General features: G+C 74.1%; 15 protein-coding genes. 8 read left to right on the plus strand and 7 right to left on the minus strand.

Translation table 11 applies throughout. The features are described from left to right. Positions 1 to 133 precede the first annotated feature (133 nt). On the plus strand, positions 134 to 5,755 hold the full coding sequence (locus DMP17_RS20345; protein WP_337830319.1) for an ATP-binding protein: 5,622 nt from the start codon (positions 134 to 136) through the stop codon (positions 5,753 to 5,755). Then, the gene (locus tag DMP17_RS20350; protein WP_226355546.1) at positions 5,752 to 6,519 is read left to right on the plus strand and encodes a beta-ketoacyl-ACP reductase; all 768 of its coding nucleotides are present in this window, start codon (positions 5,752 to 5,754) and stop codon (positions 6,517 to 6,519) included. Before DMP17_RS20345 ends, DMP17_RS20350 begins: the two co-directional genes overlap by 4 nt. A gap of 69 nt (positions 6,520 to 6,588) precedes the next feature. Here the strand turns inward: DMP17_RS20350 and DMP17_RS20355 are convergent, their stop codons facing one another. Both DMP17_RS20355 and DMP17_RS20360 read right to left on the minus strand, forming a co-directional pair. After that, positions 6,589 to 7,776 carry a glycoside hydrolase family 3 N-terminal domain-containing protein gene (locus tag DMP17_RS20355; RefSeq protein WP_443217965.1) on the minus strand — a complete coding sequence of 396 codons (1,188 nt, stop codon included), beginning with the start codon at positions 7,774 to 7,776 and terminating at the stop codon, positions 6,589 to 6,591. Between the two features lie 125 nt (positions 7,777 to 7,901). Beyond that, positions 7,902 to 8,891, minus strand: coding sequence for a glutathione S-transferase family protein (locus tag DMP17_RS20360; RefSeq protein ID WP_337830321.1), 990 nt, complete (start codon positions 8,889 to 8,891; stop codon positions 7,902 to 7,904). Positions 8,892 to 8,926: 35 nt separating this feature from the next. On the opposite strand from DMP17_RS20360, the gene DMP17_RS20365 reads away from it, so the two are divergent. From DMP17_RS20365 to DMP17_RS20380, 4 genes are all read left to right on the plus strand, one after another. Next, a complete protein-coding gene (locus DMP17_RS20365) occupies positions 8,927 to 10,000 on the plus strand; it encodes an acetyl-CoA hydrolase/transferase C-terminal domain-containing protein (protein WP_337830322.1) in 1,074 nt (357 codons plus the stop codon). Further along, a complete protein-coding gene (locus DMP17_RS20370; protein WP_337830323.1) occupies positions 9,997 to 10,131 on the plus strand; it encodes an acetyl-CoA hydrolase/transferase C-terminal domain-containing protein in 135 nt (44 codons plus the stop codon). Before DMP17_RS20365 ends, DMP17_RS20370 begins: the two co-directional genes overlap by 4 nt. A 336-nt stretch (positions 10,132 to 10,467) precedes the next feature. After that, on the plus strand, positions 10,468 to 11,319 hold the full coding sequence (locus DMP17_RS20375) for a glycine/sarcosine N-methyltransferase (RefSeq protein ID WP_308016790.1): 852 nt from the start codon (positions 10,468 to 10,470) through the stop codon (positions 11,317 to 11,319). Beyond that, positions 11,316 to 12,152, plus strand: a complete 837-nt coding sequence (locus DMP17_RS20380) for a methyltransferase domain-containing protein (protein WP_308253080.1) — start codon at positions 11,316 to 11,318, stop codon at positions 12,150 to 12,152. Before DMP17_RS20375 ends, DMP17_RS20380 begins: the two co-directional genes overlap by 4 nt. A gap of 31 nt (positions 12,153 to 12,183) precedes the next feature. Here the strand turns inward: DMP17_RS20380 and DMP17_RS20385 are convergent, their stop codons facing one another. The 5 genes from DMP17_RS20385 to DMP17_RS20405 form a co-directional block, all read right to left on the minus strand. Further along, positions 12,184 to 13,095 (minus strand): alpha/beta fold hydrolase, encoded by a 912-nt coding sequence (locus DMP17_RS20385; protein ID WP_226355542.1) that lies wholly within the window; start codon positions 13,093 to 13,095, stop codon positions 12,184 to 12,186. Then, on the minus strand, positions 13,059 to 13,637 hold the full coding sequence (locus DMP17_RS20390; protein ID WP_337830324.1) for a GtrA family protein: 579 nt from the start codon (positions 13,635 to 13,637) through the stop codon (positions 13,059 to 13,061). Before DMP17_RS20390 ends, DMP17_RS20385 begins: the two co-directional genes overlap by 37 nt. A 127-nt stretch (positions 13,638 to 13,764) precedes the next feature. Beyond that, positions 13,765 to 14,340, minus strand: coding sequence for a protocatechuate 3,4-dioxygenase subunit alpha (gene pcaG / locus DMP17_RS20395; RefSeq protein WP_337830325.1), 576 nt, complete (start codon positions 14,338 to 14,340; stop codon positions 13,765 to 13,767). Further along, positions 14,337 to 15,035, minus strand: a complete 699-nt coding sequence (gene pcaH, locus DMP17_RS20400; RefSeq protein WP_226355539.1) for a protocatechuate 3,4-dioxygenase subunit beta — start codon at positions 15,033 to 15,035, stop codon at positions 14,337 to 14,339. The genes pcaG and pcaH overlap by 4 nt, the downstream gene beginning before the upstream one ends. A gap of 29 nt (positions 15,036 to 15,064) precedes the next feature. After that, positions 15,065 to 16,288, minus strand: coding sequence for a 4-hydroxybenzoate 3-monooxygenase (locus DMP17_RS20405; RefSeq protein ID WP_337830326.1), 1,224 nt, complete (start codon positions 16,286 to 16,288; stop codon positions 15,065 to 15,067). A gap of 70 nt (positions 16,289 to 16,358) precedes the next feature. Between DMP17_RS20405 and DMP17_RS20410 the strand changes: the two genes are divergently transcribed. Both DMP17_RS20410 and DMP17_RS20415 read left to right on the plus strand, forming a co-directional pair. Beyond that, positions 16,359 to 17,117, plus strand: coding sequence for an IclR family transcriptional regulator (locus tag DMP17_RS20410; RefSeq protein ID WP_226355537.1), 759 nt, complete (start codon positions 16,359 to 16,361; stop codon positions 17,115 to 17,117). Between the two features lie 57 nt (positions 17,118 to 17,174). After that, complete coding sequence (locus tag DMP17_RS20415) at positions 17,175 to 18,302, plus strand: epoxide hydrolase family protein (RefSeq protein WP_226355536.1); 1,128 nt, start codon at positions 17,175 to 17,177, stop codon at positions 18,300 to 18,302. The last annotated feature ends 3 nt before the right edge of the window (positions 18,303 to 18,305 follow it).

Here is an 18,305-nt window from a genome sequence, read left to right on the forward strand (position 1 = left end):
GGTGAGCCCGCCCGCATTCCGGCACCGACCGGGCCACCGTCCGTACCGACCCGCCGACCGCACGACGACGATGTCGATGCGGCACACCGCCGCCGTCCCGTCGTCGCACCCGTAGGAGCAGTGAAGCCCAGCCATGTTCTCGCGCATCGCCATCGTCAACCGCGGCGAACCCGCCATGCGGTTGATCAACGCCGTCCGTGAGTGGAACGCCCAGAACGGGCCCGACCGCCGCCTGCGCACGATCGCGCTGCACACCGCCGTCGACCGGCGGGCGATGTACGTCCGTGAGGCCGACGAGGCCGTCCTGATCGGGCCGGACGACCCGGACCACATGGGCGCCAGCCCCTACCTCGACCACGCCGAGCTGGAGCGCGCGCTGCGCGCCACCCGCGCCGACGCGGTCTGGCCGGGCTGGGGCTTCGTCTCGGAGAAGGCCGACTTCGCCGAGCTGTGCGAGCGGCTGGGGATCACCTTCGTCGGCCCGTCGGCCGAGGTGATGCGCCGACTCGGGGACAAGATCGCCTCCAAGCAGCTGGCCGAGTCGGTCGGCGTGCCGATGGCGCCGTGGTCCGGCGGTCCGGTGGCCGACGTCGAGACGGCGCGCAAGGCCGCCGAGACCGTCGGCTACCCGCTGATGGTGAAGGCGACCGCGGGCGGCGGGGGCCGCGGCATCCGCTACGTGCCGGGCCCCGAGCAGCTCGACGAGGCCTTCGAGCGGGCCGCGTCGGAGGCGTCGAGGACCGCCGGGGACGCGACCGTGTTCCTGGAACGCGCGGTGTCGGGCGGACGGCACGTCGAGGTGCAGGTCGTCGCCGACGCCACCGGTGACGTCTGGACCCTCGGGGTGCGCGACTGCTCGGTGCAGCGGCGCAACCAGAAGGTCATCGAGGAGTCGGCGTCCACCGCACTCGACCCCGAGCAGGAGGCGCTGCTGCGCAGCTCGGCCGCCGAGCTGGCCCGCGCCGCGGGCTACGTCAACGCCGGCACCGTCGAGTTCCTCTACCAGCCCGAGGAGAAGCTCCTCTCCTTCCTCGAGGTCAACACCCGGCTGCAGGTCGAGCACCCGGTCACCGAGGCGTGCACCGGCGTCGACATCGTGAAGCTGCAGCTGCACGTCGCCGCGGGCGGCACGCTCGCCGAGGTCGCCCGCGAGGTCCCGGCGGCCCAGGGCTGGGCGATCGAGGCCCGGCTGACCGCCGAGGACCCGGAGCGCGAGTTCGCGCCCGCCCCGGGGCGCATCGAGCACCTGGCGCTGCCGTCCGGTCCGGGCATCCGGGTCGACACCGGCGTCGCCGCGGGTGACGTCATCCCGCCGCAGTTCGACTCCATGATCGCCAAGGTGATCGCCTGGGGCCGCGACCGCGACGAGGCCCGCGCGCGGCTGTCCCGTGCGCTGCGCCAGACCTCCGCGGTGATCGACGGCGGCTCCACGAACAAGGCGTTCCTGCTGGACCTGCTCGACCGCGACGAGTTCCGCTCGGGTGAGCTGCAGACCACCTGGCTCGACACGATGATGGCCGACGGCTACGCGCCGCCGCGCCGCCTCGACGTCGCGCTGCTCGCCACCGCCGTGCAGAGCCACGACGGCCACGTCGCCCGCCAGCAGGAGCGGCTGTTCCGCTCCGCCGAGGCCGGCCGGCCCGAGGTGGGCTACGAGACCTGGCACCAGACCGATGTCACCGTCGCCGGGCAGTCCTACAAGCTGAAGGTCGCCCGCACCCGCGCCGGCCGCTACACCGTCGAGCTGGACGGCGTGTCGGTCGACGTCGACGTCGAGCGCAACGGCGCCTACGAGCGCCGGCTCACCGTCGGCGACCTGTCCTGGACCGTGCTGTCGGTCGCGCAGGAGGCGGACTACCTCGTCGAGGTCGACGGCGCCGTGCACCGCATCTCCGGCGGCGAGGCCGGCATCGTCCGCGCCCCCGCCCCGGCGATGGTCGTCGCGCTGCCCGTCACCGCGGGCCAGACCGTCTCCGAGGGCGACACCCTCGCCATCGTCGAGTCGATGAAGCTGGAGACCTCGCTGCGGGCGCCGTTCGACGGCACCGTCGCCGAGATCCTCGTCCCGGCCAACACCCAGGTCGACGGCGGCACGAAGCTCGTGCGGCTGGAGCCGTCGGCCGACGCGGACTCCACGGTCCCCAGCGGGGAGCGCGCCGACCTGTCCGCGTTCGCCGCGGCCGGCGCCGACACCGACGCCGCCGCGACCGCGGCCGACGCCCTGTCCGCGCTGCGCTTCCAGGTGCTGGGCTTCGACGTCGACGAGCGCCAGGCCCGCCCGCAGCTGCGCCGCCTCGCCGGCGCCCGCGAGCAGCTGGCCGCCGACGACCCGGCCGTGCTGGCCGGGGAGACCGCCGTCCTGCAGATCTTCGCCGACCTCTGCCAGCTCTCGCGCAACCGGTCCGAGACCGACGACGAGACCGGCGAGACCGAGCGCAACCCGCAGGAGTACCTCTACGCCTACCTGCGTTCCCGCGACGCCGACGACGAGGGCCTGCCCGAGTCGTTCCAGACCAAGCTGCGCCGGGCGCTGGCCCACTACGGCGTCACCGAGATCGACGGCGGGACCGGCCGCGCCGACGACCTGGGCCCGGCGCTGTACCGGATGTTCCTGGCCCACCGCCGCGCGCCGCAGCAGGTGCCGGTCGTGCTGGACCTGCTGAACTGGCGGCTGCGTCACCCGGAGTCGGTCGCGAACCTCTCCCCCGCGGCGCGCGAGGACTACCTGCGCACCCTCGACGAGGTCGTCGTCGCCACCCAGCTGCGGCACCCCGTCGTCGGGGACACCGCGCGGCTGGCCCGCTACCGGGCGTTCGACGCCCCGGTCGTCGCCGCCGAGCGGGACCGGGCGCTGGCCGAGGTCCGGGAGAGCCTGGACGTGCTCGCCTCGGACCCGGAGACCGCGGACCGGGCCCGCCGGATCGACACCCTCGTCGGGTCCTCGGAGCCGATCCTGGGCGTGTTCGGGGAGCGGCACGACGCCGTCCTGCTCGAGGTCATGACCCGGCGCTACTACCGGGTGCGGGTGCTGCGCGACCTGGAGCTCGTCGAGCACGCGGGCAAGCCGCTGCTGACCGCCCGCTACCAGCACCTGGGCCGGGACCGCACGGTCTTCGCCTCGGTGATCGACAACAACGACCCGGCCGCCGCGCAGGCCGTGTCCGACGAGCTGCGCCGCCGCGTCGGCGAGCTCGACGGGGACCGCACCGCGCTCGTCGACCTCTACGTCACCTCGACCAAGGCCGACGACGGCGGTGACCCCGACGCCCGCGCCGAGCGCGTCCGCGCCGCCCTGGGGAAGGTGCCCGCGCACCTGCACCGGGTCGCCGTCGCCGTCCGACCGAACCCGCGCGCCGCGGGCACGGCGAGCGACGAGGCCGAGCCGCCGACCTGGTTCACCTTCCGGCCCGACGAGACCGGCGAGCTGGTCGAGGACCGCACGCTGCGGGGCATGCACCCGCTGGTCGCGGACCGGCTGCGGCTGTGGCGCTTCCGCAACTTCGAGCTGCACCGCCTGCCCGCCGCCACCGACGTGCACCTGTTCCGGGCCACCGGCCGCGAGGTCACCGCCGACGACCGGCTGGTCGCGATGGCCGACGTCCGCGAGCTGACCGTGCTGCGCGACGAGGAGACCGGGAAGGTCCGCTCGCTGCCGCAGTTCGAGCGCGCGCTCGACGCCTGCATCAACTCGCTGCGTGCCGCCCGCGCCGGGGACCGCACCCTGGCCCGGATGTCGTGGAACCGGATCGCGCTCTACGTGTGGCCGGAGGTCGACGTCCCGCTCGCCGAGCTGGACTCGGTGGTCCGCCGGCTCGCGCCGCGCACGGCCAACCTCGGGCTGGAGCAGGTCCTCGTCGAGTTCCGCACCGCCGACGCCGCCGTCACCGGCGGCCAGGGTGGTCCGCGCTCGATGCTGCTGCGCATGTCGCGCCCGCCCGGCGCGGGGCTCACGGTCAAGCTCGACCAGCCCCCGACCGAGCCGATGCGCGAGCTCGACGCCTACGACCAGAAGGTGCTCAAGGCCCGTCGCCGCGGCGCCGTCTACCCGTACGAGATCGTCCCGCTGCTCACCGCCCCGGTCGACGCCGGCCCGGGCACCTGGCAGGAGTACGACCTCGTCGACCCGGCGGACCCGGCGCTGCCGGTGCCGGTCGACCGCGCGCCCGGCGGCAACAGCGCCAACCTGGTGCTCGGCGTCGTCTCGGTGCCGACCCGGCGCTACCCGGACGGGATGAAGCGGGTCGTGCTGCTCGGCGACCCGACCCGGGCGCTCGGCGCGATCGCCGAGCCGGAGTGCCGCCGCGTGATGGCCGCGATCCACCTGGCCCGCGAGCTGGACGTGCCGATCGAGTGGTTCGCCGTCTCGGCGGGCGCGAAGATCGCGATGGACTCCGGCACCGAGAACATGGACTGGATCTCCCGGGTGCTGCGCGGGATCATCGAGTTCACCCAGGACGGCGGGGAGCTCAACGTCGTCGTCACCGGCATCAACGTCGGCGCCCAGCCCTACTGGAACGCCGAGGCCACGATGCTCATGCACACCAGGGGCATCCTGGTGATGACGCCGGACTCGGCCATGGTGCTGACCGGCAAGCACTCGCTGGACTTCTCCGGCGGCGTCTCGGCCGAGGACAACTTCGGCATCGGCGGCTACGACCGGATCATGGGCCCGAACGGGCAGGCGCAGTACTGGGCGCCGGACCTGGGCGGCGCCGTGGGCGTGCTGCTGGCGCACTACGCCCACACCTGGACCCAGCCGGGCGAGCGGTTCCCGCGGCCCGCGCCGACCACCGACCCGGTCTCCCGCGACGTCACCACGGCGCCGCACTCCGGGCCGAACTGCGACTTCACCACGCTCGGCGAGATCTGGGCGCCGGAGACCAACCGGGAGCGGAAGAAGCCGTTCGACATCCGCTCGGTGATGCGCGGCGTCGCCGACGCCGACCACCCGACGTCGGAGCGGTGGGCCGACATGCACGACGCCAACTCGGTCGTCGCGCTCGACGCCCACCTCGGCGGCCAGCCGATCGCGATGATCGGCATCGAGTCGCGGCCGCTGCCGCGGCGCGGGCCGCGCCCGGTCGACGGGCCGTCGCAGTTCACCGCCGGGACGCTGTTCCCGCGCTCGTCGCGCAAGTGCGCGCGGGCCATCAACGCCGCGTCGGGCAACCGGCCGCTGGTCGTGCTGGCGAACCTGTCCGGGTTCGACGGCTCGCCGGAGTCGCTGCGCGGCCTGCAGCTGGAGAACGGCGCCGAGATCGGCCGGGCCATCGTCAACTTCGACGGCCCGATCGTGTTCTGCGTGGTCTCCCGCTACCACGGCGGCGCGTTCGTGGTGTTCTCCGGAACGCTGAACGACAACATGGAGGTCGCCGCGATCACCGGCTCCTACGCCTCCGTGCTGGGCGGGGCGCCCGCCGCGGCCGTCGTGTTCGCCGGCGAGGTCAACGACCGCACCGCCAAGGACGAGCGGGTCACCGACCTGGAGACCCGGATCAAGCAGGCCGTCACCGACGGGGACGAGGCGACGGCGGCACGGCTGCGCGGCGACCTCGCCACCCTCCGCCCGGACGTCCGCTCCGAGAAGCTCGGCCAGGTCGCGGACGAGTTCGACACCAAGCACTCCATCGAGCGGGCGCAGTCCGTCGGCTCGGTGCACCGGATCGTCTCCCCCGACCAGCTCCGGCCGTACCTGGCCGACGCGGTCCAGCGGGGCATGAAGCGCACTCTCGACACCCTTGGAGGAAACGCATGACCGCTATCACCGATACCCACCCGGAGCAGCGCGTCGCCATCGTGACCGGGGGTGCGCGCGGGATCGGCGCCGCGATCACCACCGCGCTGGCCCGCACCGGGGTGCACGTCGCCGCGGGGTACTCGTCGAACTCCAAGGCCGCCGACGAGCTGAAGGGCAAGCTGGAGGCCGAGGGCGCGTCGATCTCGGTGCACCAGGGCAACGTCGGCTCGCCCGAGGACTGCCAGCGGGTCGTGTCCGAGGTCCTGGAGCAGCGGGGCCGCGTCGACTACCTGATCAACAACGCCGGCATCACCGTGGACAAGACCGTCCGCAAGCTGACCGTCGACGACTGGCACGCCGTGCTGCGGATCAACCTGTCCGGCGCGTTCTACATGACCAAGGCCGTGCTGGAGCACATGACCGGCAACGAGTTCGGCCGGATCGTGAACATCTCCTCGGTGATCGGCCAGACCGGCGCGATGGGCCAGGCCAACTACGCCTCGTCGAAGGCCGGCCTGATCGGCTTCTCGAAGTCGCTGGCCCAGGAGGTCGCCCGCAAGGGCGTCACCGTCAACTGCGTCGCGCCGGGCTTCATCGAGACCGAGATGGTCGCCGCGGTGCCGGAGAAGGCGCTCGAGAAGATCGTGTCGAAGATCCCCGTCGGCCGCCTCGGCCAGGCCGACGAGATCGCCCGCGCCGTGCAGTTCCTCGTCGACGACCGCGCCGGCTACGTGACCGGCTCGGTGATCAGCGTGAACGGCGGGCTGGACATGGCGTCCTGACCGTCGTTCTCCCCGGCCGAGGGCCTCGCACAGTGTCGTGCGGGGCCCTCGTGCGTTCCGCGGGAGCGCTCAGCCGCGGCTGCAGAGCCCCTTGGCCGCCAGCACCCGCGCGACGGCGGTGTCGTTGGCCTCCGCCGTGATCCGCCCGTCGGCCAGCGCCTTCTCCGCGGCATCGAGCAGCGGGGCGACCGGGGTGACGTTGGAGAACAGCGCCATGTCCGCGCCTGCGGTCAGGGCCCGGGTGGTGGCCTCGGCGAGCCCGAAGCGGTCGGTGATCGCCTTCATCGCACCGAGGTCGTCGGTCATGGCGAGGCCGTCGAACCGGTAGTCCTCACGCAGCAGCCGGTAGGCGGCCGGGGCGATGCTGGTGGGCACGTCGGTGGTCAGGCCCGGGACGTCGAGGTGGCCGAGCATGACCCCGACCCGCCCGTCGAGCGGCTTCCCCGGTCCGACGAGGTCGGCGTAGGGCCGGAGGTCACCGGCACGCAGCCGGTCCAGCGGCGGCGTGCTCACCGAGCCCTTGTGCGAGTCACCGGAGCTGTGCCCGTGGCCGGGGAAGTGCTTGAGGACGCCGAACACCCCGCCGGCCTCCTGACCCTCGGCCCAGGCCGCGGCGTAGCGGGTGACGGTGGCCGGGTCGTCGGAGAACGAGCGGTCCCCGATGACGGCGGTGCGCGGCTGGTCGGAGACGTCGACCGACGGTGCGAGGTTCCAGGTCACGCCGCGGGCCTTCAGCTGCCCGGCGCGCTTGCGGGCGATCTCGGTGACCTGCTCGGGGGTGTCGGACGCGGCCATCTGCCGGGCGCTGGGGACGTCGCCGTCGAGCTCGTCGATGCGCTGGACCCGGCCACCCTCCTCGTCGACGGCGACGGCGAGCGGCGTGCGGGACACCTTCTGCAGCGCCGCGAGCCGGTCGTCCTGCAGCAGCGCGGTCGCGTTCCCGCCGAGGAACACCCCGCCGACCTGCGAGTCCCGCACGATCGCGGTGGCACCGGCCGGGTCGGCGGCGTCCACCCCGACCATCAGGCGCTGGGCGAGCCGGTCACGCGGGGACAGCGCCGCCACCATCGGGGCGCAGGTGTCCGGGTCCGGAGCAGGCTGCGCCGCCGGTGCCGCCTGCGACGCTGCGCCCGGCGGGGCGGCGTCGGTGCTGTTCGCGGTGAGCTGCGGCCCGGCGACGGCGACGAGCCCCGCCGTCAGCGCGCCCACGACTGCGGCGGTGAGCAGTCCGGTGCTGCGACGGCGTCGCTGCCGGATCACGGGGTGGGGTCGTCCAGGCACTCGCATCGCGACCATCGTGACAGGCCCGCCGCGGCCCGGCGCCCCCGCCGCGCCGCGGTCACCGGCTGCCCCGGCCCGACCCGCTCCGCCGGATGCGGGGCTCAGCCGATCGCGGGGACCCGCTCGGACTCCGGCGGCGGGCCGGGCGGGGTGCCGTCGCCGAACGGGCGCCCGCCCAGCTCCTCGCGGCCGTGCGCGGTCGTCCAGCCGGCGGTGTCGGGCCCCTTCGGGACGATCCCGGTCGGGTTCACCGACGCGTGCACGCCGTAGTAGTGCTGCTTGACCTGCTCGAAGTCGATGGTGTCGCCGAAGCCGGGGGTCTGGAACAGGTCCCGGGCGTAGGCCCACAGCACGGGGAGCTCGGTGAGCTTGTGCCGGTTGGCCTTGAAGTGGCCGTGGTAGGCGGCGTCGAAGCGGACCAGGGTCACCCACAGCCGGATGTCGGCCTGGGTGATCGAGTCACCGACCAGGTAGCGGCGCGTCGACAGGTGCTCGGACAGCTCGTCCATCCGGGACCACAGGGCGTCGTAGGCGCGGTCGTAGGCAGCCTGGGACGAGGCGAACCCGCACTTGTAGACGCCGTTGTTGACGTCGTGGAAGATCCCCTTCCCGATCTCCTCGATCGCCTCCGGGTCGGTCCACAGGTCCGGGGCGCCCTCGCGGTGGAGCCCCCGCCACTGGGTGGACAGGTCGCGCTCCAGCAGCGCGTACTCGTTGGTGACGACCTTCCCCGAGGCGACCTCGACCATCGCGGGGACGGTGACGCCCTCGTCGTAGCCGGGGACGGCCTTCTCGTAGGCCTCGCGCAGGTACTCGATGCCGAGCACGGGGTCGACGTCGCCTGGGTCGAGGTGGAAGCGCCAGCTGCGCTCGTCGTGCAGCGGGCCCGCGACGCCCATCGAGATCGCGTCCTCCAGCCCGAGCAGCCGCCGGGTGATGATCACCCGGTTCGCCCACGGGCAGGCGCGCGCGCCGACGAGGCGGTAGCGGCCCGCCTCGACCGGCCACGGCGACGACCCGTCGGCCGTGATCCGCTCGGCCACCCCGAGCGCCTCCCGTACGAACTCACCGCTGCCCTGGTCGGTCCCCATGCCCGCCAACGCTAGCCCTGTGGTCGGATGGGCGCATGGGCGTCGACGGTGACCTCGCACGCGGCCTGTCCGAGCTGGTCACACCGGGTTCCCGGGTGGCGCTGGCCGACGGGTGCGGGCTCCCCTACGCGCTCGCCCGCCCGCTCTCGGCGGTCGCGGCCCGGGCCGGGGGTGTGCGGCTCGTGCTGGGCTGGGTGCCCGGCCCGGCCCCGGACCTCGACCCGGCGGCGTTCGCCGACATCCGGACCGTCGTCGGGGGGCCGGGGGCGCGGGCGCTGATCGAGTCCGGGCACGCGCACCGGGTCCCGGCCCGGCTCTCGGCGACGCCCGCGCTGCTGGCCGGTCCGCTGCGCCCGGACCTGCTGCTGGCGACCGTCGTCCGCGACGACCGCGGTGAGCTGCGGTTCGGCGCGGAGGCGTCCTGGATGCGCGGCCTGTACGACGCCGGGGTCCCGGTCGCGGCGGTCGTGTCCCGCTCCGCGCCGCACGCCGACGCCGGTCCCCCGCTGGCCGGGGTGGAGGTGCTCGGTGAGGTCGACGGGCCGGACGGGGCCCCGCACACCGTCGCCACCCCCGCGCCGGGCGACGCCGACCGGGCGGTGGCCGCCGCGGTCGCGGGCCTCGTCCCGGCCGGGGCGCGGATCCAGTTCGGCCCCGGGCGGCTGGCCGCGGCACTCGTCGAGGCCCTGGACGTGCCGGTCGCGGTGGACTCCGGGCTGCTCGCCGACGCGGTCGTCGACCTGGACGAGCGCGGGCTGCTGCGCGGGACGCCGTCGGCGACGGCGCTCTACGGCAGCTCCCGGCTCTACGACTGGGCGGACCGGCTGGGCCGCGCCGGGCACGGCACGGTCCGCCCGGTCGAGTACACCCACGACGTGTCCCGGCTCGGCTCCGATCCGGGCCCGCTGGTCGCGCTGAACACCGCCCTGGAGATCGACCGGGCCGGCCAGGTCAACGTGGAGGGCGTCGCCGGCTCGGCGGCCGGGATGATCGGCGGGCACCCGGACTTCGCCGCCGCCGCGGCCCGCGGGCCGGGGCTGTCGGTGATCGCGCTGGCCTGCACGCACCGGGCCGCCCGACCCTGGTGGAGCGGCTCGGCGGACCGGTGACGACGCCGTCGCACGACGTCGACGTGGTCGTCACCGACCGGGGCGTGGCCGACCTGCGGGGGCTCGGCCGCGGGGAGCGGCGACGCGCACTCACCGCGCTGTGGGGTGGCACCGTTGCGACGGACGGGTGAAATCCGATCCGTGCTGTGACCGGGAACACAGATCACCCGGGGTAAGCGACGGGGCCTCGCGACACGCCCGGAGACCGCCGTCGGTGACCGGTCGTCCATAGCGGACCGACGCCGTGTGACGTCCGGGTAACACCACTGGTCGGCGCGCGCGCCACCCGCCGCCGAGCGCGTCGGCCGTGCGATGTCCGAAAACGTCCCCGATGACCGGCCGAGTTGCGTATAACACAACTCCTGGGCCCGATCCAGGCCCGCGGCCGGGGACCGGACGGGACGCCCGTCCCCGCCCTACGGTCGGCCCGCCCCGCACCCGACACCTTCGACGAGGAGGCGCGGTACATGACGGCCGACCAGCGCAGCGGACCACCCGGGCTCGACGGCACCGTGCAGGAGTTCGGCGACTCGCCGACCGAGGTCCGCGAGTCCACCCACTACAAGCAGGAGTATGTCCAGTCCTTCGTGGACAAGTGGGACGAGCTCATCGACTGGCGCGCCCGCTACGCGAGCGAGGGCCGGTTCTTCGTCGAGCAGCTGCAGCGGCGCGGTGTGCGGAGCGTCCTCGACGTCGCGACGGGCACCGGCTTCCACTCGGTGCGGCTGCTCGAGGAGGGCTTCGACACCGTGGTGTCGGCCGACGGCAGCGCCGAGATGCTGGCGAAGGCCTTCGACAACGGCATGCGCTTCGGCGGGCACGTCCTGCGCGTGGTCCAGGCGGACTGGCGGTGGCTCAACCGGGACGTGCACGGCGAGTACGACGCGATCATCTGCCTCGGGAACTCCTTCACCCACCTGTTCTCCGAGCGCGACCGGCGCCGGGCGCTCGCCGAGTTCTACGCGATGCTCTCGCACGACGGCGTGCTGGTCCTCGACCAGCGCAACTACGACGCGATCCTCGACAACGGCTTCACCTCGACGCACCGGTACTACTACTGCGGTGACGACGTCGTCGCCGAGCCGGAGTACGTCGACGACGGCCTCGCCCGGTTCCGCTACCGGTTCCCCGACGGGTCCCAGTACCACCTGAACATGTTCCCGCTGCGCAAGGACTACACCCGCCGTCTCATGCACGAGGTCGGGTTCCAGCGGGTCGAGACCTTCGGCGACTTCCAGTCGACCTACGCCGACGACGAGCCCGACTTCTTCGTGCACATCGCCGAGAAGGCCTACCTCGACCAGGAGGACGCCGAGTGACACGGACGACCCAGGACACCGCCGAGCACACCGCCCGGTCCTACTACGACTCCGACGACGCCGACACCTTCTACTCCCGGGTCTGGGGCGGGGAGGACATCCACGTCGGCGTCTACCGGGCACCGGACGAGCTGATCTCGGTCGCCAGCGCCCGCACGGTGACCCGGATGGCCGAGGTCGCCGGGGTCGGCCCAGGCACCCGGGTGCTCGACCTCGGGGCGGGCTACGGCGGCGCGGCCCGCCGGCTGGCGGTCGCGCACGGGGCCACGGTGCACTGCCTCAACCTCTCCCCGGTGGAGAACGCCCGCAACGAGCGGATGACCCGGGAGCAGGGCCTGGACGGTCGGGTCGAGGTGACCACCGGCAGCTACGAGGACGTGCCGGTCGAGGACTCCTCGGTCGACCTGGTGTGGTCGCAGGACGCGTTCCTGCACTCCGGCTCCCGCGACACCGTGCTGGACGAGATCGCCCGGGTGCTCCGCCCCGGCGGGCAGGTGGTGTTCACCGACCCGATGGCCGTCGACGGGCTCGACCAGTCCTCGATCCAGCCGATCCTCGACCGCATCGCACTGTCCACGATGGCCACGCCCGGCTTCTACACCGGCGGTCTGGAACGGCGGGGCTTCACCGGGGTCCGGTTCCTCGACCACGCCGAGCACCTGCCGACCCACTACCGCCGGGTACGCGAGGAGCTGGTGGCGCACGAGGAGGAGCTGTCGTCGTCGATCTCGGGGCCCTACCTGACCGCGATGAAGGCGGGCCTGCAGCACTGGGTGGACGGTGGCCGGGCCGGGAAGCTGACCTGGGGGATCGTGCACGCCGTCCGCGGCTGAGCGCAGTCCGCGGTCGGGCCCCGGCCGCGGCTCAGCCGCCGAGGAAGGCGCGGACCGCGGCGGTGGTCGCGGCGGGCTGCTCGTCGACCAGGAAGTGCCCGGCCCCGGTGACCGCCTCGCCGGTGACCAGCGCGGGGTCGGCGGCGGCGCGGCGCCAGACGTCGAGCGGGCTCTCGTCGTTCGCGCCGACGACGCCGCGCTCGCCCCACAGCACCAGTGTGGGAGCGGCGATCCGCTCGTGCGCGGCGGCGGAGGCGGCGTCGTGCTCGAGGTCGATCGAGGCCCCGGCGCGGTAGTCCTCCAGCATCGCGTGCCGGGCCGCCGGGTCGGCGAACGCGCGCTCGTAGGTGGCCAGCGCCTCGGGCGGGTGCGCGTCGAGCCCGGAGCCCCAGCCGCCGAGCAGCGAGTGCAGGTAGCCGATCGGGTCCCCGGCGATGAGCCGCTCGGGCAGGTCGGCGGGCTGGATGAACAGGAACCAGTGGTAGTACGCCGTCGCCAGCGCCCGGTCGGTGTGGGCGTAGACGTAGGCGGTGGGGAGGATGTCGAGCAGCGCCGCCCGCGCGACGCGCTCGGGGTGGTCGAGCAGCATCCGGTGGGTGACGCGGGCGCCGCGGTCGTGGCCGACCACGGCGAAGCTGTCGAACCCGAGCCGCGCCATGACGTCGACCTGGTCGGCGGCCATCGCCCGGAACGAGTAGCCGGCGTGGTTCTCGCCGTCGGCGGGGCGGCCGGACTCGCCGTAGCCGCGCAGGTCGGTGGCGACGACGGTGTGGTCTCGCGCCAGGTCCGCCGCGAGCGGCCCCCACATGGCGTGGGTCTGCGGGAAGCCGTGCAGCAGCAGCACCGGCGGGCCCTCGCCGCCGCGCACCCCGTGGACGACGACCCGCTCCTCGGGCGGGCCGACGGTCAGGTCGAAGGCGTCGAAGTCGACTGTTCCGGGCACGGGTGCCGTCCTCCCTGGTCGGGTCGCGCGCCGGCGGCGGCCGGCCGTGCCACATCGAACACCCAGAACCGCAGCACCGCGAACCGCAGCAGCCCGCCGGCGAGGCTGGCGGCCGCGACGACCGCGGCCTCCTCCCCCGGCGTGGTGGCCCCGGCCAGCTGGTGCAGCGCGAGCAGCACCGCGGAGGTGTAGGTCGCGTAGAACGCGACGGTGCCCGCGTCCTGCACCCACTCGCGCAGCCGGTGCGCGGGGGCGCCGTCGAAGGCGAAGCGGCGGCTGGCCTCGGTGCTGATCGCGGTGGTGAGCACCAGCGCGACCAGGTTCGCCGGGACGGCCGGGAGCACCGGGCGGAACAGCAGGAACAGCGCGGCGTTCAGCGCCGTCGCCCCACCGCCGACGGCGGCGTAGCGGGCGAGCTGCGCGGCCAGCGGGTACCGCCGCGACAGCGCGACGACGGCACCGGTCACGGGCCCGGGGACCCGGGCCGCGGAGGTCGCCGGGTCCCCGAACGGCACGTGTGCCGCCGACTGTGCTGCGTCCACCGGTCCTCCCGCCCCTGCTGGGTAGATCTTCGCAGGAGTACCCCCGACGGATCACCGGGAATCAACCGGACGCGTCACACCTTCACGGGGTGATGCCCCGGGCGGGTGCGCGCGCGGCCGGGCACCGTCACAGTGCGAGGAACACCGTCTCCCCCTCGCCGCGCAGGCGGATGTCGAACCGGTACCGGCCCGGGCCCTCCGCGACGGCGACGAGCGTGTGCCGGCGCGCCTCCGGGACCGCCGCGAGCAGCGGGTCGGTGGCGTGGGCGTCGGCGTGCTCGGGGAAGTAGATGCGGGTGACGACGCGGTCGAGCAGGCCGCGGGCGAACACCGAGACGTTCACGTGCGGAGCCTCGGCGGAGCCCGCACCGGAACCGTCGGGCAGCGCACCGGGCAGCACGGTGCGGATCCACCACCGGCCCTCGTCGTCGGTGGGGCAGCGGCCGAAGCCGCGGAGGCCCTCCACCGTGGACTTCGCCGCGCCGCGCGGGTCGTCGGGGTGGTCGAAGCGGCCGTCCGGGTCGGCCTGCCAGGTCTCGACCAGCGCGTCGGGCACGAGCGCGCCGGTGCCGTCGACCACGGTCCCGCCGATCAGGACGGCGCCCGGGGTGCCGTCGGGCACGACGTCCGGGCCGTCCGGCCAGGGCAGGCCCAGCGACAGGTACGGGCCGACGGTCTGGGTGGGGGTCAGCGGCAGGCTCATGCGTGGGGCTCCTCGAACGGAGTGGCGCCGCGGCCGCGCAGCACGATGTCGAAGCGGAAGGCCAGCGCCCACTCGGGGCGGGTCGCGTCGAGGTCGAAGGTGGACACCAGCCGACCGCGGGCCTCCTCCGGCGTCGCGTTGTAGATCGGGTCCTGGCCGAACAGCGGGTCGTCCGGGAAGTACATCTGGGTGACCAGCCGCTGGGTGAAGGCCCGCCCGAACAGCGAGAAGTGGATGTGGGCGGGGCGCCAGGCGTTGTGGTGGTTGCCCCACGGGTAGGCGCCGGGCTTGATCGTGGTGAACGAGTAGTTGCCCTGCGCGTCGGTGAGGACCCGGCCGCCGCCGGTGAAGTTCGGGTCGAGCGGGGCGGGCCAGTTGTCCCAGCGGTGGGCGTAGCGGCCCGCGGCGTTGGCCTGCCAGACCTCGACGAGGGTGTCCGGGACAGGGCGGCCGTCGGAGTCGAGCACCCGCCCGGCGACGACGATCCGCTGGCCGAGAGCCTCGCCGCCGGCGCCGACGGTGAGGTCGTCGTCGCCGGGGCGGACCGGGCCGGTGAGCAGCGGGCCGGTGATCTCCGTGAGCCGCTGGGGCAGGATCACCGGCTGCTCGGACGGCGCCCGCAGCGTGGTGCTGCGGTAGTCCGGTGAGAGCAGCGGTGCGTGGGTCCCGGCCGGGACGGGGGCGTAGCCCTGCATCGGCGGTCCTTCCTCGTGGTGGGTGGGGTCTAGACGGCGCCGTGCGGGAGGCCGACGTAGTTCTCGGCGAGGCTCGTCGCGGCGGCGCGGGAGGTCACGGTGTAGCGCAGCTGGGAGCGCTGCAGGCCGACGCCGAACGCGTCGCCGCCCTCGGTGGCGGGGTCGAAGCGGTGCAGCATCGAGGTCATGAACCAGGAGAAGTGCTCGGCCCGCCAGACCCGGCGCAGGCAGGTGTCGGAGTAGGTGTCCAGGCCGCCGGTGTCGCCGTCGCGCAGCGCGCGGACGACGGCGTCGGCGAGCACCCGGACGTCGGCGATGGCGAGGTTCATGCCCTTCGCCCCGGTGGGCGGGACGATGTGCGCGGCGTCGCCGGCGAGGAACAGCCGTCCGCGGCGCATCGGGGAGGCGACCATGCTCCGCATCGGGGTGACCGAGGGCTTCTCGAGGAACTCGCCCTCGTGCAGGATGAAGCCGTTGCAGGCCAGGCGGGTGTGCAGGGCGTCCCAGATGCGGGCGTCGGACCAGTCGGCCGACCTGGTGTCGTTCGGGACCTGGACGTAGAGCCGGGTCACCTCGGGGCTGCGCATCGAGTAGAGCGCGAAGCCGTCGTCGTGGTGGGCGTAGACGAGCTCGTCGGTGGTGGGCGCGGCTTTTGCGAGCACCCCGAGCCAGGAGAACGGGTAGACCCGCTCGGCGACGTCCGGGGCCACCAGCGGGCGGGAGACGCCGTGGAAGCCGTCGCAGCCGGCGATCACGTCGCAGCGCAGGACGTGCTCGGCGCCGTCGGCGTCGGCGTAGGTGACCGACGGGGTGTCGGTGTCGACGTCGTGCAGGGCGACGCCGGAGACGCCGAACTCGACGGGCAGGCCCGCGTCGTCGACGCGGTCGGCGAGCAGGTCCTTCACGACCTCCTGCTGGCCGTAGACGGTGATCCCGGTGCCGACGAGGTCGGCGAAGTCGATCCGGTGGTCGGCGGCGGGGGCGCCGGGGGCCTCGGCGAAGCGCAGCGAGATGCCGGTGTGCGGCATGCCCTCGCGGTCCAGCCGTCCGGCGACGCCCATCCCGCGCAGCAGCTCGACCGTGGGTGCCTCCAGCACCCCGGCGCGGACCCGGGCCTCGACGTAGCCGCGGTCGCGGGCCTCCAGCACGACCGAGTCGACACCGGCCAGCGCCAGCAGCTTCGCCAGCACGAGCCCGGCAGGGCCCGCCCCGACGATGCCGACCTGGGTCCGGGACTCGCGTCGCTGCGTCATGGGACCCACCTTCCCGTTCCCGGGCGCGGCCATTCGACCGAGCTTCCGCTCTACGGAAGAATGCCCGGTCATGACGACGCGTCCGGTCCGCTCGGGGGTCACCGCGCGGGTGCTGGACGTGCTGGGCGCGTTCAGCGCGCAGGCCCCGGTGCTCGGGCTGACCGACATCGCCCGGCGCACGGGGCTCCCGCTGACGACGGTGCACCGGATCGCCGGTGAGCTCGCCGCGGGCGGGGCGCTGGACCGCGGCGACGACGGCCGCTACCGGATCGGGCTGCGGCTCTGGGAGATCGCGCACCTGGCCCCGGCCAGCCACGGCCTGAGGGAGGCGGCGATGCCGTTCCTGGAGGACCTGCACGAGGTCACCCGGCACAACGTGCAGCTCGCCGTGCTCGACCCGGACGACGCCGGCGAGGTCGTCTACGTCGAGCGCCTGTCCAGCCACGACGCCGTCTCGATCGTCACCCGGACCGGGTCACGGCTGCCCTCGACGGCGACCGGGGTCGGGCTCGTGCTGCTCGCGCACGCCGACCCGGCCGCGGTCGAGGCCGTGCTGGCCCGGCCGATCCGCCGGTTCACGCCGTGGACGGTGTGCCGCGCCGACGGCGTCCGGGCTCTGCTCGCCCAGGTCCGGACCAGCGGTTTCGTGGTGTCCGACCGGCAGATCGAGGAGGTGTCGATGTCGGTGGCCGCCCCGGTGCGCAGCGGGGACGGGCCGGTCGTCGCCGGGCTGTCGATCGTCGTGCCGGCCGCGACGAACCCGCACACCCTGGTGCCCGCGGTGCGCGCGGCGGCCCGCGGGATCAGCCGGGCGCTCGCCGCATCGTGATCGTTCCGATGCCGTGGCCGGTACGCCCGTCGTGGCGTTCCGTGCCACCGTGACGACGTGCGCGAGTTCCGGATCGAGATCCCCGACGCCGAGCTGGACGACCTGCGTGAGCGGCTCGCCCGCACCCGCTGGCCGGACCCGGGGACCGTCGACGGCTGGTCCCAGGGCGTCCCGCTGGACTACGCCCGCGAGCTGTGCGAGTACTGGCGCACCCGCTACGACTGGCGCCGCGTCGAGGCCGAGATCAACGCGTGGCCGCAGTACCGCACCGGCCTCGACGGCGGCGGCGACGACTCGGTCGAGATCCACGTGCTGCACGCCCGCTCGAAGCACCCGGACGCGATGCCGCTGCTGCTCACCCACGGCTGGCCGGGCTCGCTGGTCGAGTTCCTCGGCGTGCTGCCGGCGCTGACCGACCCCGAGGACCCGGCCGACGCCTTCCACGTCGTCGTGCCGACGCTGCCCGGGTTCGGGTTCTCCGGCAAGCCCACGACGACCGGTTGGGGGGTCGAGCGGATCGCCGTCGCCTGGGCGCAGCTGATGGACCGGCTCGGCTACGAGCGTTTCGCCGCGCAGGGCGGCGACTGGGGCTCGATGATCACCTCCGCGCTGGGGACCGCGGCCCCGGAGATGCTCTACGGCATCCATCTGACGATGGCGCTGGCCCCCAAGCCCGACGACGCCGCCGAGCTCACCGCGCAGGAGAAGGCCGACATCCGCTTCTCCAAGGAGTTCTCCCGCTACGGCTCCGGCTACTCCGCCGAGCAGTCCACCCGTCCGCAGACCATCGGCTACGGGCTCGCCGACTCCCCCGCCGCGCAGTGCACGTGGATCGTGGAGAAGTTCTGGGACTGGACCGACTGCGCGGGCCACCCGGAGAACGTGATCAGCCGGGACCGGCTGCTGGACAACGTCATGCAGTACTGGCTGGGCTCGGCCGGCGCGTCGTCGGCGCGGATCTACTGGGAGAGCTTCGCCCGCCGCCGCCTCGACGACGTCGAGGTCCCGACCGGCGTCGCCCAGTTCCCGCACGAGATGGTGAAGCTCCCCCGGTCCTGGCTGGAGCGCCGCTACACCGACCTGCGCTGGTTCTCGCGTCCCGACGTCGGCGGGCACTTCCCGTCGCTGGAGCAGCCCGAGTCCTTCGTCGACGAGGTGCGGGGGTTCTTCCGCACCCTGCGCTGAGGT

This window comes from Pseudonocardia sp. TMWB2A (genome assembly GCF_017312135.1).

Excerpts from the sequence above, each read along its gene's own strand:
- DMP17_RS20345 (WP_337830319.1), top strand. The coding sequence starts at position 134 with ATGTTCTCGCGCATCGCCATCGTCAACCGCGGCGAACCCGCCATGCGG.
- DMP17_RS20350 (WP_226355546.1), top strand. The coding sequence starts at position 5,752 with ATGACCGCTATCACCGATACCCACCCGGAGCAGCGCGTCGCCATCGTG.
- DMP17_RS20360 (WP_337830321.1), bottom strand. The coding sequence starts at position 8,891 with ATGGGGACCGACCAGGGCAGCGGTGAGTTCGTACGGGAGGCGCTCGGG.
- DMP17_RS20365 (WP_337830322.1), top strand. The coding sequence starts at position 8,927 with ATGGGCGTCGACGGTGACCTCGCACGCGGCCTGTCCGAGCTGGTCACA.
- DMP17_RS20375 (WP_308016790.1), top strand. The coding sequence starts at position 10,468 with ATGACGGCCGACCAGCGCAGCGGACCACCCGGGCTCGACGGCACCGTG.
- pcaG (WP_337830325.1), bottom strand. The coding sequence starts at position 14,340 with ATGAGCCTGCCGCTGACCCCCACCCAGACCGTCGGCCCGTACCTGTCG.
- pcaH (WP_226355539.1), bottom strand. The coding sequence starts at position 15,035 with ATGCAGGGCTACGCCCCCGTCCCGGCCGGGACCCACGCACCGCTGCTC.
- DMP17_RS20405 (WP_337830326.1), bottom strand. The coding sequence starts at position 16,288 with ATGACGCAGCGACGCGAGTCCCGGACCCAGGTCGGCATCGTCGGGGCG.
- DMP17_RS20410 (WP_226355537.1), top strand. The coding sequence starts at position 16,359 with ATGACGACGCGTCCGGTCCGCTCGGGGGTCACCGCGCGGGTGCTGGAC.